At 67.7% G+C, this 17,073-nt stretch carries 20 protein-coding genes; 6 read left to right on the top strand and 14 right to left on the bottom strand.

The features are described from left to right. The first annotated feature begins 63 nt into the window (after positions 1-63). A complete protein-coding gene (locus LDL21_RS00565) occupies positions 64-2,319 on the top strand; it encodes an MMPL family transporter (protein ID WP_225278363.1) in 2,256 nt (751 codons plus the stop codon). A gap of 177 nt (positions 2,320-2,496) precedes the next feature. Further along, positions 2,497-4,149 (top strand): phosphomethylpyrimidine synthase ThiC, encoded by a 1,653-nt coding sequence (thiC, locus tag LDL21_RS00560; RefSeq protein ID WP_067485802.1) that lies wholly within the window; start codon positions 2,497-2,499, stop codon positions 4,147-4,149. Between the two features lie 56 nt (positions 4,150-4,205). Here the strand turns inward: thiC and LDL21_RS00555 are convergent, their stop codons facing one another. The 4 genes from LDL21_RS00555 to LDL21_RS00540 all read right to left on the bottom strand — a co-directional run bounded on the left by LDL21_RS00555 (position 4,206) and on the right by LDL21_RS00540 (position 6,139). After that, positions 4,206-4,370, bottom strand: coding sequence for a hypothetical protein (locus tag LDL21_RS00555; protein WP_225278362.1), 165 nt, complete (start codon positions 4,368-4,370; stop codon positions 4,206-4,208). Between the two features lie 197 nt (positions 4,371-4,567). Further along, a complete protein-coding gene (arfB, locus tag LDL21_RS00550) occupies positions 4,568-4,996 on the bottom strand; it encodes an alternative ribosome rescue aminoacyl-tRNA hydrolase ArfB (RefSeq protein ID WP_067484539.1) in 429 nt (142 codons plus the stop codon). Positions 4,997-5,120: 124 nt separating this feature from the next. After that, complete coding sequence (locus tag LDL21_RS00545) at positions 5,121-5,330, bottom strand: 4-oxalocrotonate tautomerase family protein (RefSeq protein ID WP_225278361.1); 210 nt, start codon at positions 5,328-5,330, stop codon at positions 5,121-5,123. A 50-nt stretch (positions 5,331-5,380) separates the two neighbouring features. Next, a complete protein-coding gene (locus LDL21_RS00540; protein ID WP_225278360.1) occupies positions 5,381-6,139 on the bottom strand; it encodes an SDR family oxidoreductase in 759 nt (252 codons plus the stop codon). A gap of 87 nt (positions 6,140-6,226) precedes the next feature. Here LDL21_RS00540 and LDL21_RS00535 point away from each other — a divergent pair, with 87 nt between their 5' ends. From LDL21_RS00535 to LDL21_RS00525, 3 genes are all read left to right on the top strand, one after another. Then, a complete protein-coding gene (locus tag LDL21_RS00535) occupies positions 6,227-7,084 on the top strand; it encodes an MmyB family transcriptional regulator (protein ID WP_225278359.1) in 858 nt (285 codons plus the stop codon). 71 nt (positions 7,085-7,155) lie between these two features. Continuing rightward, positions 7,156-7,368, top strand: a complete 213-nt coding sequence (locus LDL21_RS00530; protein WP_225278358.1) for a hypothetical protein — start codon at positions 7,156-7,158, stop codon at positions 7,366-7,368. A 42-nt stretch (positions 7,369-7,410) separates the two neighbouring features. Then, positions 7,411-8,205 carry a thioesterase family protein gene (locus LDL21_RS00525; RefSeq protein ID WP_225278357.1) on the top strand — a complete coding sequence of 265 codons (795 nt, stop codon included), beginning with the start codon at positions 7,411-7,413 and terminating at the stop codon, positions 8,203-8,205. 117 nt (positions 8,206-8,322) lie between these two features. Here the strand turns inward: LDL21_RS00525 and LDL21_RS00520 are convergent, their stop codons facing one another. The 10 genes from LDL21_RS00520 to LDL21_RS00475 all read right to left on the bottom strand — a co-directional run bounded on the left by LDL21_RS00520 (position 8,323) and on the right by LDL21_RS00475 (position 15,834). Next, positions 8,323-8,940 carry a maleylpyruvate isomerase family mycothiol-dependent enzyme gene (locus tag LDL21_RS00520; RefSeq protein WP_225278356.1) on the bottom strand — a complete coding sequence of 206 codons (618 nt, stop codon included), beginning with the start codon at positions 8,938-8,940 and terminating at the stop codon, positions 8,323-8,325. 28 nt (positions 8,941-8,968) lie between these two features. Continuing rightward, the gene (locus LDL21_RS00515) at positions 8,969-9,475 is read right to left on the bottom strand and encodes an SRPBCC family protein (RefSeq protein ID WP_225278355.1); all 507 of its coding nucleotides are present in this window, start codon (positions 9,473-9,475) and stop codon (positions 8,969-8,971) included. Positions 9,476-9,494: 19 nt separating this feature from the next. Beyond that, positions 9,495-9,824 carry an ArsR/SmtB family transcription factor gene (locus LDL21_RS00510; protein WP_067484519.1) on the bottom strand — a complete coding sequence of 110 codons (330 nt, stop codon included), beginning with the start codon at positions 9,822-9,824 and terminating at the stop codon, positions 9,495-9,497. Next, a complete protein-coding gene (locus tag LDL21_RS00505) occupies positions 9,814-10,245 on the bottom strand; it encodes an SRPBCC domain-containing protein (protein ID WP_225278354.1) in 432 nt (143 codons plus the stop codon). Before LDL21_RS00505 ends, LDL21_RS00510 begins: the two co-directional genes overlap by 11 nt. Positions 10,246-10,316: 71 nt before the next feature. Further along, positions 10,317-11,834 (bottom strand): MFS transporter, encoded by a 1,518-nt coding sequence (locus tag LDL21_RS00500; RefSeq protein ID WP_225278353.1) that lies wholly within the window; start codon positions 11,832-11,834, stop codon positions 10,317-10,319. 155 nt (positions 11,835-11,989) lie between these two features. Further along, positions 11,990-12,985, bottom strand: coding sequence for an ABC transporter substrate-binding protein (locus LDL21_RS00495; RefSeq protein WP_225278352.1), 996 nt, complete (start codon positions 12,983-12,985; stop codon positions 11,990-11,992). 31 nt (positions 12,986-13,016) lie between these two features. Next, entirely contained in the window at positions 13,017-13,754 is a 738-nt protein-coding gene (locus tag LDL21_RS00490; protein ID WP_225278351.1) for an ABC transporter ATP-binding protein, read from the bottom strand. 109 nt (positions 13,755-13,863) lie between these two features. Continuing rightward, positions 13,864-14,661, bottom strand: coding sequence for an ABC transporter permease (locus LDL21_RS00485; protein WP_225278350.1), 798 nt, complete (start codon positions 14,659-14,661; stop codon positions 13,864-13,866). A gap of 57 nt (positions 14,662-14,718) precedes the next feature. Continuing rightward, on the bottom strand, positions 14,719-15,129 hold the full coding sequence (locus tag LDL21_RS00480; protein WP_225278349.1) for a VOC family protein: 411 nt from the start codon (positions 15,127-15,129) through the stop codon (positions 14,719-14,721). Between the two features lie 57 nt (positions 15,130-15,186). Next, positions 15,187-15,834 carry a TetR/AcrR family transcriptional regulator gene (locus tag LDL21_RS00475; RefSeq protein ID WP_225278348.1) on the bottom strand — a complete coding sequence of 216 codons (648 nt, stop codon included), beginning with the start codon at positions 15,832-15,834 and terminating at the stop codon, positions 15,187-15,189. 89 nt (positions 15,835-15,923) lie between these two features. On the opposite strand from LDL21_RS00475, the gene LDL21_RS00470 reads away from it, so the two are divergent. Beyond that, positions 15,924-17,057, top strand: a complete 1,134-nt coding sequence (locus tag LDL21_RS00470) for an epoxide hydrolase family protein (RefSeq protein WP_225278347.1) — start codon at positions 15,924-15,926, stop codon at positions 17,055-17,057. Positions 17,058-17,073 lie beyond the last annotated feature (16 nt).

Below are 17,073 nucleotides of genomic sequence, written 5' to 3'. Positions count from 1 at the left end.
TCGGGCGGAAATGTTGCCGGGATACGGTGACACCTCGATACTTCGAACTAAAGGGTGCCGAGGATGTTGACGAGAATCGCCCGTATCGCTGTCGGCAGACCGCGACTGATTGTCGCGGTCGCGCTGCTGCTGATGATCCTGTGCGGCGCGATCGGCGCCACCGTGCACTCGAACATGAAATCGGGCGGATTCGTCACCGAAGATCTCGATTCGGTGCAGGCCAGTCAGTATCTGAGCGAGCACTTCCCCGGTAGCGAACCGAACTACGTCCTGCTCGTCACCGACCCGGTGTCGATCGACTCCCCCGAGGCCCGCGCCGCCGCCGATGCCGCCGTGGCCGCGCTGCGCACCTATCCCGAGGTCAGCGGGGTGCAGGCGTATTGGACCTCGCGTCCCGACCTGAAGCAGGCGCTGCGCAGCAAGGACGGCAACCGCGCGCTCATCCTCGCCAGCATCGAGGGCGACGACGCCGAACTGCCGGACCGGGCGGGCAAGATCACCAAGGCACTGGCGGACCACGACGGGCCGGTGACCATCGAGGCGGGCGGTCTGGCCGCCACGTTCTCCGACATCAACACCCAGATCAGCAAGGACCTGATCCTGGCCGAGGCCATCGCCATCCCCATCACCGGCCTGTTGCTGGCGCTGGTGTTCGGCAGTCTCGTCGCGGCCGCGTTGCCGGTGGCCATCGGCATGTTCGCGATCGCTGCCGCGCTCGGCATTCTGCGTGTGCTCACCGCCGTCACCGATGTGTCGATCTTCGCCCTGAACATGACCACCGCCCTCGGTCTGGCGCTGGCCATCGACTACAGCCTGTTCATCGTGAGCCGCTACCGCGAGGAACTCACCGGCGGATCCACACCCACCGAGGCCGTGATCCGGTCGATCCGCACGGCCGGGCGGACGGTGGTGTATTCGGCGCTGGTGGTCGCGCTGTCGCTGTCGGCGCTGCTGGTGTTCCCGCAGTACTTCTTCAAGTCGTTCGCCTACGCCGGTATCGCGGTGGTCGCCGCGGCCACGGCCGCCGCGGTCATCGTGCTGCCCGCACTGCTCATGCTGGTCGGGCACCGCATCGACGCCGGTGACCTGCGCACACCGCTGCGCAAGCTGTTGCGGCTGGCGCCGCGCGAGGAGAAGCAGCCGCGCCAGACTTTCTGGTACCGCCTGGTCACCGCCGTGATGAAGCGGCCGCTGCCGATCGCGCTGGCCACCACCGCGTTCCTGCTGCTGCTCGGATCACCGTTCCTCGGCGTGCAGTTCGGCTACCCCGACGACCGCTCGCTGCCCACCGAAGTCGCCAGCCGTGAAGTCGGCGACGTACTGCGCACCGAATTCGACGCCGACATGGCGTCGAGCGCGACCATCGTGCTGCGCGAATTCCGGGGCGGCCCGGCCGAGCTGGACGCGTACGCGCGCGAGCTGTCCAAGGTGCCCGACGTACCGGCGGTGCTGAGCAGCGCGGCCGTGTACCGCAACGGCCTGCGGGTGGCGGCGGGTGTGCCGGAGATGTCGGACCCGCCGGCGGGTGCGTACCTGTCGGTCGCCACCCGGCTCGATCCCTACTCCGACGCGGGCCGCGACCAACTCGACACGCTGCGTGCCGTACCCGCACCCACCGACGCACTCGTCACCGGTCCCGCCGCACTGAACCAGGATTCCGTGGAGGCCATCACCGGCAAGCTGCCGCTGGCCGGTGCGCTGATCGCGATCACCACGCTGGTGCTGTTGTTCCTGTTCACGGGCAGCGTCGTGCTCCCGGTGAAGGCGCTCGCGCTCAATATCCTGTCGCTGGCGGCCACCTTCGGCGCGATGGTGTGGATCTTCCAGGACGGACACCTGTCCGGACTGCTCGGTTTCCAGGCCACCGGCACCCTCAACCTGGCCATGCCGATCCTCATGTTCAGCCTGGCCTTCGGCGCGTCCATGGACTACGAGGTGTTCCTGCTCTCCCGCATTCGCGAGGAATGGCTGGCCGGACCCAAGACCACCGAGGGCAATACCGAGGCGGTCGCGATGGGTGTGGCCCGCACCGGGCGCATCTTCACCGCCGCCGCGCTGCTGATGAGCATCGTGTTCCTCGGCGTCGCCACCTCCGGTGTGTCGATGATGAAGCTGTTCGGGCTGGGCTGCGCGCTCGCCGTCATCAGCGACGCGACGGTCATCCGCGGCCTGCTCGCGCCGGCGCTCATGCGGATGATGGGCACCTGGAACTGGTGGGCGCCCAAGCCACTCGCGAAGCTGCACAACAGGTTCGGTTTACACGAGGCCGACGACGACCTCCCGGCCGCACATCCGACACTCGAGAAGACCTCCGCATAACCCCGATCGCCGGGCGGGTCGCACCGCCCGGCGGGTATCGTCGGCGGCGGAGAATTCCACATCAACACGGGGGCTCGCACCAGCGGGCTGAGAGGACGGCTAGCCCTTTTTCCGGGCGATCAGGGCCGTCGACCGTATGAACCTGACCGGGTAATGCCGGCGTAGGGAGGACTGTTCATGGGCACAGCCACGTCGTCGAACGGCAACACCGCCGGAGTCGACACCGTCACCACCGGACCCATCCAGGGCAGCGTCAAACACTACAAAGAGGTCGACGGCCTGCGCATTCCCGTGCGCCGGATCAACCTCACCAACGGAGACCACTTCGACGTCTACGACACCTCGGGGCCCTACACCGACGACAACGCGGTGATCGACCTCGAAGCCGGTCTGCCGAAACTGCGCGACGAATGGACCAAGCCGCAGATCGACGGCCCGCCCACCCAGCTGCACTGGGCGCGCCAGGGCGTCGTCACCGACGAGATGCGCTTCATCGCCGCCCGCGAAGGCGTCTCGGCCGAACTCGTGCGCGAGGAGGTCGCCGCCGGGCGCGCGGTGATCCCGGCCAACCACAACCACCCCGAACTCGAACCGACCATCATCGGCAAGAAGTTCCTGGTGAAGATCAACGCCAATATCGGCAACTCGGCGGTGTCGTCGTCGATCGCCGAGGAGGTGGAGAAGATGGTGTGGGCCTCGCGGTGGGGCGCCGACACCATCATGGACCTGTCGACCGGCAAGAACATCCACGAGACCCGCGAGTGGATCCTGCGCAATTCGCCGGTCCCGATCGGCACGGTGCCGATCTACCAGGCGCTGGAGAAGGTGAACGGTGATCCGACCAAGCTCACCTGGGAGCTGTACCGCGACACCGTGATCGAGCAGTGCGAGCAGGGTGTGGACTACATGACCGTGCACGCGGGCGTGCTGCTGCGCTACATCCCGCTCACGGCCAAGCGCGTCACCGGCATCGTCTCGCGCGGCGGATCCATCATGGCCGCCTGGTGTTTGGCGCATCATCAGGAATCGTTCCTGTACACGCACTTCCGGGAGCTCTGCGAGATCCTCGCGAAGTACGACGTCACCTTCTCCCTCGGTGACGGCCTGCGCCCCGGCTCCATCGCCGACGCCAACGACGAGGCCCAGTTCGCCGAACTGCGCACCCTCGGCGAACTCACCAAGATCGCGAAATCCTATGGCGTGCAGGTGATGATCGAAGGGCCCGGCCACGTGCCGATGCACAAGATCGTCGAGAACGTCCGCCTCGAAGAAGAACTCTGCGAAGAGGCACCGTTCTACACCCTCGGCCCGCTCGCCACCGATATCGCGCCCGCCTACGACCACATCACCTCGGCCATCGGTGCCGCGATCATCGCCCAGGCCGGCACCGCGATGCTCTGCTACGTCACCCCCAAGGAGCACCTAGGCCTGCCCAACCGCGACGACGTGAAGGTCGGCGTGATCACCTACAAGATCGCCGCCCACGCCGCCGACCTCGCCAAGGGCCACCCGCACGCCCAGGACCGAGACAACGAATTGTCCAAGGCCCGTTTCGAATTCCGCTGGCACGACCAGTTCGCGCTCTCGCTCGACCCGGACACCGCCCGCGAATACCACGACGAAACCCTGCCCGCCGAACCCGCCAAGACCGCCCACTTCTGCTCCATGTGCGGCCCGAAGTTCTGCTCTATGCGCATCTCCGCCGACGTCCGCGAATACGCCGAAAAACAAGGCCTCACCGACGTCGCCGCCATCGAAGCGGGCATGGCCGAGAAATCCGCCGAGTTCGCCGACCACGGAAACCAGGTCTACCTCCCGGTCGTCTCCTGACCCCGTCAACGCCCGCCCCACCATCGGGGCGGGCGTTGTCGTCGGACGATGTCCGATCAGAGCTGGTCGAACCCTAGATACAAGCCCCAGCCGAACCCGACACCGCATCGTCGACCCTCGAACCAGAAGATGAACTCCTCGTTCGGGAGCCAGCTGTCCACCGGCTGCACCGGGCCGAACAGCTTGTCGAACTCCTCGACAGTGACACTCCAGAGTCCCAACGCCGAGGGATGAGCAACCGCCGCCGGGGCGCCTACTTTCCGCACATAACGCGCGTCCCCGATCGTCCCGGACCCCAGCGACACAGCCCGGAACTCGAACTGCGGCCACTCACTGGGTTCGGGGGCTTTCCCTATTCCAGACGCTGTCCGATACCTCGCGACCATCCGCGTCGCTGCTCACCACTTCGACACACGGCCTAGTCGTCGGGGAACGCGCGGCGGTTTCGCTTGGTGATGCCGCGCCGCTTCTTCGCGGCGATGCGACGTTCTTTCGCGCCGCGCGACGGCTTGGTGGGGCGGCGGACGGGTGGCGGGGCGGCAGCGGCGGCACGCAGTAAGGAGGTCAGGCGTTCGCGGGCGGCTGCGCGGTTCTGCAACTGTGCGCGGTGCTCCGAAGCGGCGATCGTGAGCACCCCGTCGACCAGGCGGGTGGCCAGGCGATCGAGCATCCGGGTGCGCAGCCACTCCGGCACGGAAGGCGAGTTGGCGAGGTCGAACGACAGCTCGACCCGGCTGTCGGTTGTGTTGACGTGCTGCCCGCCCGGGCCGGACGAGCGTGAGAACCGCTCGCGCAACTCGGATGCGGGTATCACCAGTGTCCGAGTCACGGTCAGGTCTTCCGCCATGATCCGATGCCGTCTTTCCGATTCGCGAGTCCACTATCCCAAGTAGCTGAATGGTGACCTTGTCGTTCACGATAACGACGACCTTGTATGCGCGCGTTTCGGGTGTGCCTGTGCGGCGAATGAATCAGGTGTTGCCGTTGAGCATTTCGGCGGTCAGCACATTGCCGCCGACTCCCCAGCCGCCGTCGACGATCTCGTCGACGAGGACGACGGTGGTCGCGCGAGCGCGTTCACCGTAGATCTCGACATACAGCTCGGTGGTGCGTTCCACGATCTTCCGCTTGTCCTCGTCGTCGATGGTCCCAGCGGGGACCTTGAAGTTGGCGAACGGCATAACGATCTCCTCAGGTGGTGTGATATTCGGCGATGGCGGCGGTCTCGGCGTCAGATCATGCCGCCGTTGGCGCGCACGATCTGGCCGTTGATCCAGTGCCCCTCGGGACTGGTGAGGAAGGCGACCACGCGGGCGATGTCCTCCGGTGTGCCCAGGCGTTCGAGCGGCGGATTCTCGGCCAGCGCTGTGATCTGTTCCTCGGTCTTCCCGTCCAGGAACATCGCGGTGGCGGTCGGGCCGGGAGCCACGGTGTTGACGGTGATGTCGCGGCCACGCAGTTCCCTGGCCAGGATCAGCGTGACCGCTTCTACGGCGCCTTTGCTGGCGGCATAGGCGCCGTAGGTGGGGAACTGGGCACCGACCACGGAGGTCGACAAGCTCACGAACGAGCCGCCGCCGCGCAGCCGCCGCGCGGCTTGCTGGGCAACGACGAAAGTGCCGCGGATGTTGACGCGGTGGATCGCGTCGAGAACATTCAGATCGAGGTCGGCGATGGTGGACAGGGCGAGGCGGCCCGCAGAGTTGACGACGACGTCGACGCCGCCGAATTCGGCCTCGGCGCGGTCGAACAGTGCCGAGACGGCGTCTTCGTCGGCGACGTCGGCCCGGACCGCGATGGCGGTGCCACCCGTCGCGGAGATGGTCGCCACGGCTTCCTCGGCCGCGGCGGCGTTGTCCGTGTAGTTGACGACGACGGTGCTGCCACGGGCCGCGAGCTCGAGCGAGATCGCCAGCCCGATGCCGCGGGAACCTCCGGTGACGACGGCAACCTGTGCGGCCTTTCCCGATGCGATGTCGGTAGATGTCATGTTCTCAACTATCGGCGGCTCGGGCGGCGGGTACGAGGGGACGTCATCCCCTGTGTCGCGGGCCCGGCATACCGCAGACTGGATGTCATGAGCGTCGCTAAGTATGCCGAGCTGGGTGCGTTCCTGCGGTCACGGCGCGAGCGCATCCGGCCCGAAGAGGTCGGATTCGTGTCCGGGCCACGACGGCGCGTGCGCGGACTCCGTCGCGACGAGGTGGCCCAACTCGCCGGAGCTTCGGTGGACTACTACAACGAGCTCGAGCGCGGGGCCGGGTCGCAGCCGTCGGAACAGATGCTGGCGGCGCTGGCGCGCGCGTTGCGGCTGACCGCAGACGAACGTGACCACATCTATCACCTCGCCGACCGTCCGGTGCGGCGCGCCGGCACCGCGAGTTCGCACGTCCATCCGGGAATGGTCGACCTGCTCACCCGGCTTGTCGCGACGCCCGCCCAGGTGATCACCGACCTGCACGTCACGCTGGTGCAGAATGCTCTGGCCGTCGCGCTGCTCGGCGATCAAACCGGCCGACAGGGCATGGGGGCGAGCTTTGTGTACCGATGGTTCACCGATCCGGTATCCCGGCGGCTCTATCCCGACAGCGACCACGAGACCCAATCCCGCGCGTTCGTCGCCGATCTGCGGGCCGCCGCGGGCCGTCGCTCCGCCGCGGATTCCGAGGCGGCTTCGCTCATCTCCGAGCTGCTGAGCTGCTCGGCCGAGTTCGCGGCGATATGGACGGCTCACGAGGTGGCATTCCGTCGAAACGACCGCAAACGTATCAATCACCCGACGCTCGGCCTGATCGAAGTCAACTGCCTCAATCTGTTCAGCGAAGACGGCCGGCAACGGCTGCTCTGGTTCACCCCGGCCGTCGGCACCGACAGCGCGAACAAGCTGGACCTGCTCACCGTGGTCGGCACACAGGAACTCACCGACCTCCGGTGACCGGTGCCGGGGCCCGAGGTCAGGGGCGGCGGACGGGGCGACGTTATCCAGGCGATCACTAGGGTTCTGGCATGTCTGTTCGCACGAAACGTGTCTTCGCCGGGGCCCTCGCGGCCGCCGCCCTGTCTCTCGCCGCACCGCTCGGTACCGCTCAGGCGGCCTCGCCGCTGCCGATCGCCGATTCCGGGTCGTCCTCCATCGGTTGCACGTCGACCGATATCAACCCCTGCCCCATTCGCCCGCTGCTCGACCTGCTCACCCTGGTGACCAGCGGCTCCGCCTAACGGCGCACCATCCCCGCTACGGCCTGCGGTAGCGTCGGCGATATGGCCGATGCGTTCTATCTCCCCGACCCGACGGACCCGAATCGCTTCGAGTCGACCGAGCTCACCCGCGGCCCCTGGTCGCCGGATGCGCAGCACGCGGGGCCGCCGTCGGCGCTGCTCGGCCATGTCATCGAGCGGTGCGAACCGCGTGACGGGTTTCAGGTGGGGCGGGTGGCGGTGGAGATTCTCGGGCCGGTGCCGTTGGCGCCGTTGACGGTGCGGGCCGAGGTAGTGCGGTCGGGGCGCAGTGTGGAGTTGATCGAGGCTACGTTGTCGGCGGAGCGGGGGCCGGTGATGCGGGCGGTGGCCTGGCGGTTGAAGTTGTCGGAGCCGCCGCTGGATCTGCCGCCGGAGTTTTTGCCGAGCGGCACGAGGCCGCTGCCGGACGAGGCGCAGCCGGGGACGTTCCCGTCGAATCAGCGGGTCGGGTTCCACACCGGAATCGAATACCGTTTCAGTACAGGGTCTTTCGCCGCCCCGGGTCCCGCGGTGTGCTGGATCAAACTGAAGTACCCGATCGTCGCGGGCACAACACCGAGCCCGCTCGAACGTGCGCTGGCCGCCGCCGATTCGGGCAATGGGGTGAGCGCGGTGCTCGACTGGTCGAAATACCTGTTCATCAACACCGACCTCACTGTCACGCTGCACCGTCAGCCCGTGGGCGAGTGGGTCTGCCTGGACGCGGTGACCCACCCGCAACCGCACGGCATCGGCCTCGCGGAATCGGCGTTGTTCGACGAGACGGGGCCGATCGGGCGCAGTACCCAGACCCTGTTGATCGCACCGCGCGGATAGGGCACCTTCTCGGCGACACCCACGCGATGACACTTCGGTGCGGAGAACCGGGCGGTGCGGCGCGCAATCCCGGTGCCGACCCACCCAGCCCGCCGGGTGCGCACCGCAGCACATTCGTCAGACCACCGAAAAACCCTGGGGCAGTGTGGATCTCCCCGTAAACGCCGACAGCACCGATACTCCGTCGCCGAGGTGGACCGCAGTGCGTGCGGCAAGCACCGTGGCCTCGGTGAGCACATCCTCGGGCAACTCGCAGGGCAGGCCGGTGGCGGCGGCGATGTCGAGACTGTGCACGGCCAGCTCGAACGTCCGGGTGGGCAGGTAGGTGTAGAGCCGCATCCCGAGCCCACCGATGACGGTGATCAACCGATCCTCGGCGCCGGTCACAGCGGCGGTCGCGGCGGCGGCCAGGGCGTCGATCGCCGCGGCGGGGTCGTCGCCGAGTTCGGTGGCCGCGTCGCGTCCGCGCCGCACGATCGCCTCGCTACCCGCCCGCGCCGCATAGGCTTTCGCCATGGCGTAGTACTCCTGCGGGCTCGCCACGTCCTCCACCTCGGCGGGCTGCCGAAGGTAGGCGGTGACGGTGGTGAGCGAGCGGGAGGTGTGACCGACCAGCGATCGCAGATCCCACTCGCCCAGTCCCGGCCCCGCCCAGCTGTCGGCGGGGATCTTTCGGACAAGGGCGGCGAAGCTCGCCGCCGCGCTCACAAAGGTTTCGGCCGGATGCTCGTGCACAGCATCGAAAGTACCGGCCGCGGGGTACTCAGCGCAGGGCGTCGAGGTTTACCAGTTCGGCGTTGCCGTGCTTGATCAGTTCCGATTCACCGGTGCTCGTGCGGCGGAACGGATCACCCTTTCCGGTGGTGAGCAGGCCGTGGAGGCTGGTGGTGATGTAGGCACCCCAGGCATTGGCGCACACCTCGTAGCATTCGACCTCCGGCGCCAGACCCACGTGGGTGAAGCGGATTTCGGTGCCTGCGGGGGTTTCGGCGATGTCGAAGACGACGTCGGTGTTCTCCCATTCGGCGGTGTCGGAGATGAAGGCGAGGTGGGAGTCGGTGACGTGCCAGACCAGGCGCTTGCCGGGGATCGATTCGGTGGTGGTCATGGTGCAGCGGTGGATGCCGGGGACTTCGAAGCGGTAGCTGTCGCCGACCGTTCCCGAGGTGCCCTCGACCGTCTCCGACCACCACGACCACACGTCGTTGATGGCGGCGAAGGCTTCCTCCGGGGTCTTGGGCACGGTGATTGTCGCGGTGAAGTCGCTCATGGCTTTTCCTATGTTCGGCTCAGCCGTCGAGGTGGCGGCGGAGCGCGTCGAGTGGACCGTCCCAGTCACGGGACAGGGCGGCCAGGAACTGCTGGGCCACCCGCATGGGGGCGGAATCGAGGCGGTAGCGCACGCGACGCCGTTCACCGGGTTCCGCGATCACCAGGCCCGCGTCCGCAAGCAGGGCAAGGTGTTTGGCGATCGCCTGCCGGGTGATGGGCAGGCGATCGGCGAGGTCGGTCGCGGTGGCCGGACCGTCGGCGGCCAGCGCGGCGAGGACCGCGCGACGGCTCGGATCGGCCAGCGCGACGAAGACCCGTTCGGCGGTTGCCTCGGTCTCAGGCCGCATCGAGGTACTCGACGAGCTCACCCAGCTCGCTCTTCCAGCCGCCGACATTGCCCTCGAACGCCTCCTTGTGGGCATCCTCGGGCAGCTGCGCGAAGCCGGATTCGACCACGGTGAGCCGGGTGCCCGCGCCGGTCGGTTCGAGCCGGAATTCGACGTAGGTGCGGCGCGGGTCGTCGTCGGGCAGGCCGTTGATGGGCCAGGTGTAGCCGAAGACGGCCGGCTCCTCGACCCGTTCCACGCGCATGTCGGCGGCCATGCCTTCGTCCCACGTCATCCGCATGTCCCCGCCGGGTCGCAGGTCGATCTCGGCGGTATTGCCGAACCAGCTCGCGAGCCCCTCGGCGGTGGTGATCGCCGCCCATACCTTGGCAGGCGGGTGGTCGAGTTCTACGGTTCGCACGATCTGATCGGGAAATCCCATGGTGCTTCCTCCTGTGTCGCAACCGATTGGTTGCTACTCACAGTATGGCAACCAACTAGTTGCGTCAAGAGTCAGTGTCCGCCGCTCACCCGGAACCCCTTGGGCACCAGCCAGACGGCGCCGACCGTCACCAGGGCCACCACGGCCGCGGACAGGTACGACGTGGTGGTGAGCGCGGAATCGAAAGCATGGGTGGCGGCGCCGAGCAGCTCGGTGCGCGCGGGTTCCGGCAGGTCCGAGGCGACCTCGGCGGCGCCGCCCACCGAGCCGCTCGCCTGCTCCACCCGGTCGGCGGGGACGGGCAGATCGGTCATGTGCTCGGTGAACAGCCGGGCGTGCAGGCTGCCGAGCAACGCCACCCCGAAACCAACGCCGACCTCGTAATTGGTCTCCTCGACCGCGCCGGCCTGGCCCGCCCGATCGGCGGGAACGGCACCGACGAGCACGGCAGCGGCCGCGGTGACGGCCATCCCGTCACCGAGCCCGAAGGAGACGAGCACCAGCGCAACCACCGGATACGAGGTCGGTTCCGGGCTCACCGCGAGCAGCAGGAAACCGAGCGCGACCGCGCCGAGCCCGACGCCGAGCACCACGCGGACCCCGAATTTCTCCATCAGCATCGGCGTGAGCAGCGAGGCCGTGAGCAGGGTGAGGGCGGCGGGCAGCATCCGGATACCCGCCTGCGACGGGCTGTAGCCGTGCACATACTGCAACCACAGCGAGATCAGGAACATGGCGGCGCCGATGGCCATCATGGCGAGCAGGGTCGCGACGGCGGCCGCGGTGAACGCGCCGTTGCGGAACAGGCGCACATCCAGCAGCGGATCGGCCGACCGGAGCTGGCGGCGGGCGAACCAGGCCAGCGCGCCGACACCGATCAGCAGCATCGCCCAATCCACCACGGTCGCCTCGCCTTTGGCCAGATGCTTGATGCCCCACGCCAGGCAGACGATGCCCGCCACGGACAGCACCGCCGAGAACCAATCGAGCCGACCCGCCTGCGGGGTCCGGTATTCCGGCAGCACCCACAACCCGACGACCACCGTCACCAGCACCACCGGCACGTTCAGCCAGAACGCCGACGACCAGCCGAAATGCTCCACCAGGAAACCGCCGACGATCGGACCGACCGTCGCGCCCACCCCGGCGACCGCCGCCCAGATCCCGATGGCCATGGTGCGCTCGCGCACGTCGGTGAAGATATTGCGGATCAGCGACAGCGTCGAGGGCATCACCATCGCGCCACCGATACCGAGCAGCACACGCCCGACGATCAGCTGCGCCGCACTGCCCGCGGTGGCCGCGATCACCGAAGCGACACCGAACAGCAGAAAACCGCTGATGAACAACAACTTCCGACCCCACCGGTCGCCCAGCGCACCGGTGGTGATGAGCAACCCGCCGAGCACGAGGCCGTAGATGTCGATGATCCACAACTGCTCGAGCGGCCCGACGTGCAGATCGTCGATCAACGACGGCAACGCCACATTGAGAATCGTGGCATCCATCGCCACCAGCAACAGGCTGGCGCACAGCACCCCGAGCATCACCCAGCGCACCGACCCGTAGGTCTTCGTCTGCTCGTCCACCTGTCACCATCCTGGTCGTGATCGGTTTCCGTGGCGCTCGACCGCCCAGGTCAACGTAACCGCTCGGCACCGGTCACCCGGGGCAGCGCCACACCAGGTGAACGCGAAACGGCGCCTCCGACCCGGTGGATCGAAGGCGCCGTCATGGGTCTGTCTCAGGACTTGTCGAACCTGGTGTCGACGTAGGAGTCGAAGTCGACCTTGCCGGGGATGGCCTTGGCGTCGGTGAACGCGTCGGCGATCTCCTGTTCGGAGGCGATCACCTGGTCGGTGAGCTCGATCGGTTCCTTGATCGAGCGGGTCCAGGTGGTGCGGGAGGCATCGACGCTGATCTGGGTGAGTTCGGCGTACTTCGCCGACCAGGTGTCGAGGTTGTCCGAGGACCACTTGGTCGCGGCCGCGTAGCGCTGGAAGAAGTCGGCGAGGGCGGCCGACTTGCCCGGGTCGGCGAGGGTCTTGTTGCCCGCTGCCCAGAAGTTGTAGCCGTTGGCGGCCTGATCGGCGGTGGCGATGGACTTGGCACCGATCTCCTTCTCGGCGATGGCGGTGTAGGGGTCCCAGGTGGCCCAGGCATCGACATCTCCCCTGGTGAGGGCCGTGTAGCCGTCACCGGGCGAGAGGTAGACCGGTTCGACATCGCTCAGCGACAGACCGGCCTTCTTCAGTTGCAGCAGCAGGTTGGCGTTGGCCGAACTGCCCTTGTAGACGGCGACCTTCTTGCCCTCGAGCGCCGCGACCGAAGCGATCGGCGAATCCTTGCCGACCAGGATCGCATCGCCCTTGCCGGTGGCCGAGAGCGCGCCGACGATCTTGATATCGGCATCGGCGGCGGCACCGAAGATGACCGGGGTGTTGCCGGTCTGGGCGATGTCGATGCCGCCCGCGCTGGCCGCCTCGACCAGCGGCAGGCCGGCGGTGAAGGTGGAGAACTCGATCTTGTAGGGCAGGTTTTCCAGCTGACCCGACGCCTTCAGCAGCACCTCGATCGAGATCGCCTTCTGGTCACCGACTTTCAGCGTCACCGTGCTCAGGTCGACCGGCCCCGAAGGAGCCGCCTCGGTCGCCGCGTCGTCACCGCAGGCGCTCAGCGAGAGCGCGGCGACGACGGCGAGGGCGAGTCCGGCCAGACGGGACTTCGGAGTGCGTTTCACGCGAACAACTTTCGTGCGATGGATGGGTGGGTCAGTGGGTGACGCCGAGCAGCGCGAGCAGTCGGGTCGCGTATTCGGCGACCTCCGGTGCCGCCGGGGTGCGGGGTCGCGGGAGGTCGATGGGGACGTCGGCGGCGATGCGGCCGTCGTCGAGGACGAGCACGCGGTCGGCGAGGGTGATCGCCTCGAGCACGTCATGGGTCACCAGCAGCACGCCGAAGGCGCGCTCGGCGTGCAGACCGAGCAGCAGGTCGTGCATGGTCAGCCGGGTGAGCGCGTCGAGGGCACCGAACGGTTCGTCGAGCAGGAGCAGGGTCGGTTCGGCCACCAGAGCCCGTGCCAGCGCGGCACGTTGGGCTTCGCCGCCGGACAGCGTGAGCGGCCACGCGTCGGCGCGCGCGGCCAGGCCGACCTCGGCGAGTACTTCGCGCGCGGCTTGTTCGTCGGCTCGGCGATTGCGCGGTGCGCGCCTGCCGAGCGCGACGTTGCGAACCACCGGCTGCCACGGGATCAGCCGGGGTTCCTGGAAGACGATCGTCGGCCTGCCCTCGACGAGAACTTCACCGGCACTTGCCGAATCGAGCCCGCCGAGAATCCGCAGCAGGGTGGATTTGCCCGAGCCACTGCGTCCGACGAGGGCGACGATCTCACCCGCGCCGATCTCGAGGTCGATGCCGTCGAGGACGGTTCGGTCACCGAAACTCTTGCCTAGGCCAGTGATTCGCGCGGCGGTGGCCGTGCGCGGGGCGGTGGCGGTAGTGGCTGTCATCGGGTGGGCCTCGCAATCGAACGGCGGACGATGGTCGGTCGGCGTGCGTGGCGCCCCGAGGCAGCTGTAGCCGATGGTGACGCCGGTCGCGACGAGATGGACTCGCCCATCACCGCACCCCCGGTCGCCAGCGCAGCGCACGGCGCTCGGCCAGCCGCACCAGCGAATCGGTGAGCAGGCCGAGCAGGCTGTAGACCACCAGCCCGAACACCACGATGTCGGTGCGCAGGAATTCGCGGGCGTTGTTGACGACGAAGCCGAGACCCGCGCTCGCGTTGATCTGTTCGGCGACGATGAGCGAAAGCCAAGCGATGCCGAGACTTTGACGCGCACCGACCAGAATCTGCGGCAGCGCACCCGGCAGCACAAGCAGCCGCAACCGCTCACCGAGGCCGAGACGAAGGGCGGTCCCGAGTTCGAGCAGCTTCGGGTCGAGCTGACGGATACCGGAGTAGGTGTTGAGGTAGAGCGGGAAGAACACGCCGAGCGCGATCAGATAGACCTTGGGTTCCTCGCCGATGCCGAACCAGATGATGAACAGCGGGATCAGGCCGAACAGCGGGATGGTGCGGATCATCTGCAGCGGCGGATCGAGCGCGTATTCGCCGATCTTGCTGAGCCCGGCCACCACGCCGAACAGCAACGCGAGCGCCGCGCCGAGCGCGAAACCGTAGAGCGCGCGCTGGCCCGAGACCAGCAGCGCGTCGGCGAGTTGACCGGACCGGTAGATCTCCAGACCGGCCTCGACCACGGCCGACGGCGCGGGCAGCTTCTTCGGTGGAATCCAACCGCTGGTGCTGCCGATCTGCCACAGCAGCAGCAACGCGAGCGGCGCGACCGCGCGCAGCAGGCCGGGTCGGCGATACAGCGGCCGGTCCACAGGTGCGGTGCGCGTTGCGATCGACATGGATGCATGGTGCCCCGCCCCTGTCACGCCACGACAGGGTTGCGATCAGCTCGAGGATTACCCCGCGCGGCTGGAAATCTGCTGCACACCCCACCCGTTGCCGTCGGGATCGCTGAAGAACACGAAGCCGACATTGTCGAGTGGATGCGGTGTGGGCGACGGGTTCACGCCGAGCACCTGCACGTCGGTGACCTCGACGCCGCGGGCCACGAGTTCGGCACGCGCCTGCTCGATATCGGGCACCACCAGCTGCAAGCCCTTCAACGAACCCGGCGGCATCTGTGGAACCGCGCCCTTGCCGATCACGATGGAACAGCCGGAGCCGGGCGGGGTGAGCTGGACGATGCGCACGTCGTCGGAGATCACCGTGTCGTGGTCGACATCGAAGCCCAGCCGGTTCGCGTAGAAATCCTTGGCTCGGTCGATATCCGAGACAGGAACGACCACTACTTCCAGAGTCCAGTTCACGACGCACCCTCCACGGTTGGTCTGCCGACTCGCAACGCCGATCAGTGTGCCACCACCTCAGGGTTTCCGCTCCCAACGCCAGGCGAATTCGCCCGGTGCCGGTGGCGGGCCCGGCAGGTCGCCGTCGGCGCGCAGGCCGTCGATCAGCAGGGCGAGGACGCGGCGGCGTAGTTCGCCGGTGCGCGCCTGGCCGGGCATGGTTATCGCGGCGCATGCCTCGAGAACCAGGCCGATGTCCAAGGCGCTCACGTCGGCGCGCAGTCGACCGGTGGCGTGGGCGCGGCGGACCAGTTCCTCGGTGACCTCGCCGGAATGCAGCACGTCGGGCAGCATCGCGTCGTCGGGGGTGAAGGTGCCTGCCAACCGCACGGTGAGCGAGTGCACGTCGGCATCGACCACCCGCTCGAGGAAGCCGACGAACCCGCGCCAGCCGTCCGAGTCCTCCAGTGCGGCATCGGCTTCCACGTTGTAGCGCCGTAACCCTTCGTGGCACAACGTGCGCAGCAGCACCTCCTTGCTCGGATAGCGGCGGTAGAGGGCACTGATCCCGACGCCGGCCTGCTCGGCCACCGCGGCGATCGGTGCGTTCGGATCGTCGAGAAACACCGTGCGCGCGGCCTCGAGGATCAGTCCGTCATTGCGCGCGGCCTGCGCCTTGCGACCGGGCAAGCGCGGCTGAGCTGGGGATTCGTTCTGCTTCGGCATGAATATCAGCCTACCACTTGAAACGGAATGATCCGTTCTGTTACGGTTGGAACAGAACGAAGCATTCCGTTTCAACAAGAGGATCCGACATGACCGTCACGCCCTTCCGCATCGATGTCCCCCAGGCCCGGCTCGACGATCTCGCCGCCCGGCTGCGCAACGCGCTCTACCCGGACGAGCTGCCCGGCGTGGGCGATGCCTACGGCGTCCCCGGCGATCGGGTCCGCGCTCTGGCCAAGTACTGGCTCGAAGAATTCGACTGGCGCGCAGTGGAATCCGAGCTGAACGCCTACCCGCAGTTCACCACCGAGATCGACGGCGAGAACATCCACTTCCTGCACATCCGTTCCTCGCGCGCCGATGCGACGCCGGTGATCCTCACCCACGGCTGGCCGGGCTCGATCCTGGAATACGTGGATGTGATCGCGCCGCTCACCGAGCCCGAATCCGCCGAGGATCCGGCGTTCCACCTGGTCATCCCGTCACTGCCGGGATTCGGGTTCTCCGGGCCGACCCGCAGCACCGGCTGGAATCGCTACCGCACCGCCCGCGCGTGGGCCGAGCTGATGGCGCGCCTGGGTTACCAGCGCTACGGCGCCATCGGCAACGACGGCGGTTCGATGGTCTCCCCCGAGATCGGGCGGATCGCGCCGGAGCAGGTGATCGGCGTGCACGTCACCCAGCTGTTCTCCTTCCCCTCCGGCGACCCGGCCGAGTTCGAGGGGATGTCGGAGGCGGATATGGCCGCGCTGCAACACCTGCAGTGGTTCCACGAGAACAAGATGTCGTTCAACACCCTGCACAGCCAGCAGCCGCAGACCCTGGCCTACGCGCTGGCCGATTCACCGATCGGCCTGCTCGGCTGGAACGCACAGCTGTTCGGTGAATCGATCGACGCGCGGTTCGTGATCGCGAATGTGGCGCTGTACTGGCTCACCGGTACCTCGGGTTCGTCGCTGCGGTTCTACTACGAGGACGCGCACGCGGCCGAGCACCCGAGCACACCGACCACCGTGCCGACCGGATTGGCCATGTTCGCCGGCGACTTCCAGTCCATCCGGCGCTTCGCCGAACGCGACCACAGCAATATCGTCAGCTGGAATTCCTACGACGTGCGCACCGGCGCGGGCGGGGCCAACGATGCCGCCGGGCACTACGCCGCGCACGAGGCGCCGGACGTGCTGGTGGGCGATATCCGGCGGTTCTTCGCCGGCCTGTCCTGAGTCCCGGTGCCCCGGC

This window comes from Nocardia rosealba (assembly GCF_020216065.1).
In the GTDB taxonomy this organism is placed as follows: domain Bacteria; phylum Actinomycetota; class Actinomycetes; order Mycobacteriales; family Mycobacteriaceae; genus Nocardia; species Nocardia rosealba.
This window is presented reverse-complemented; position numbering and strand designations above follow the sequence as displayed.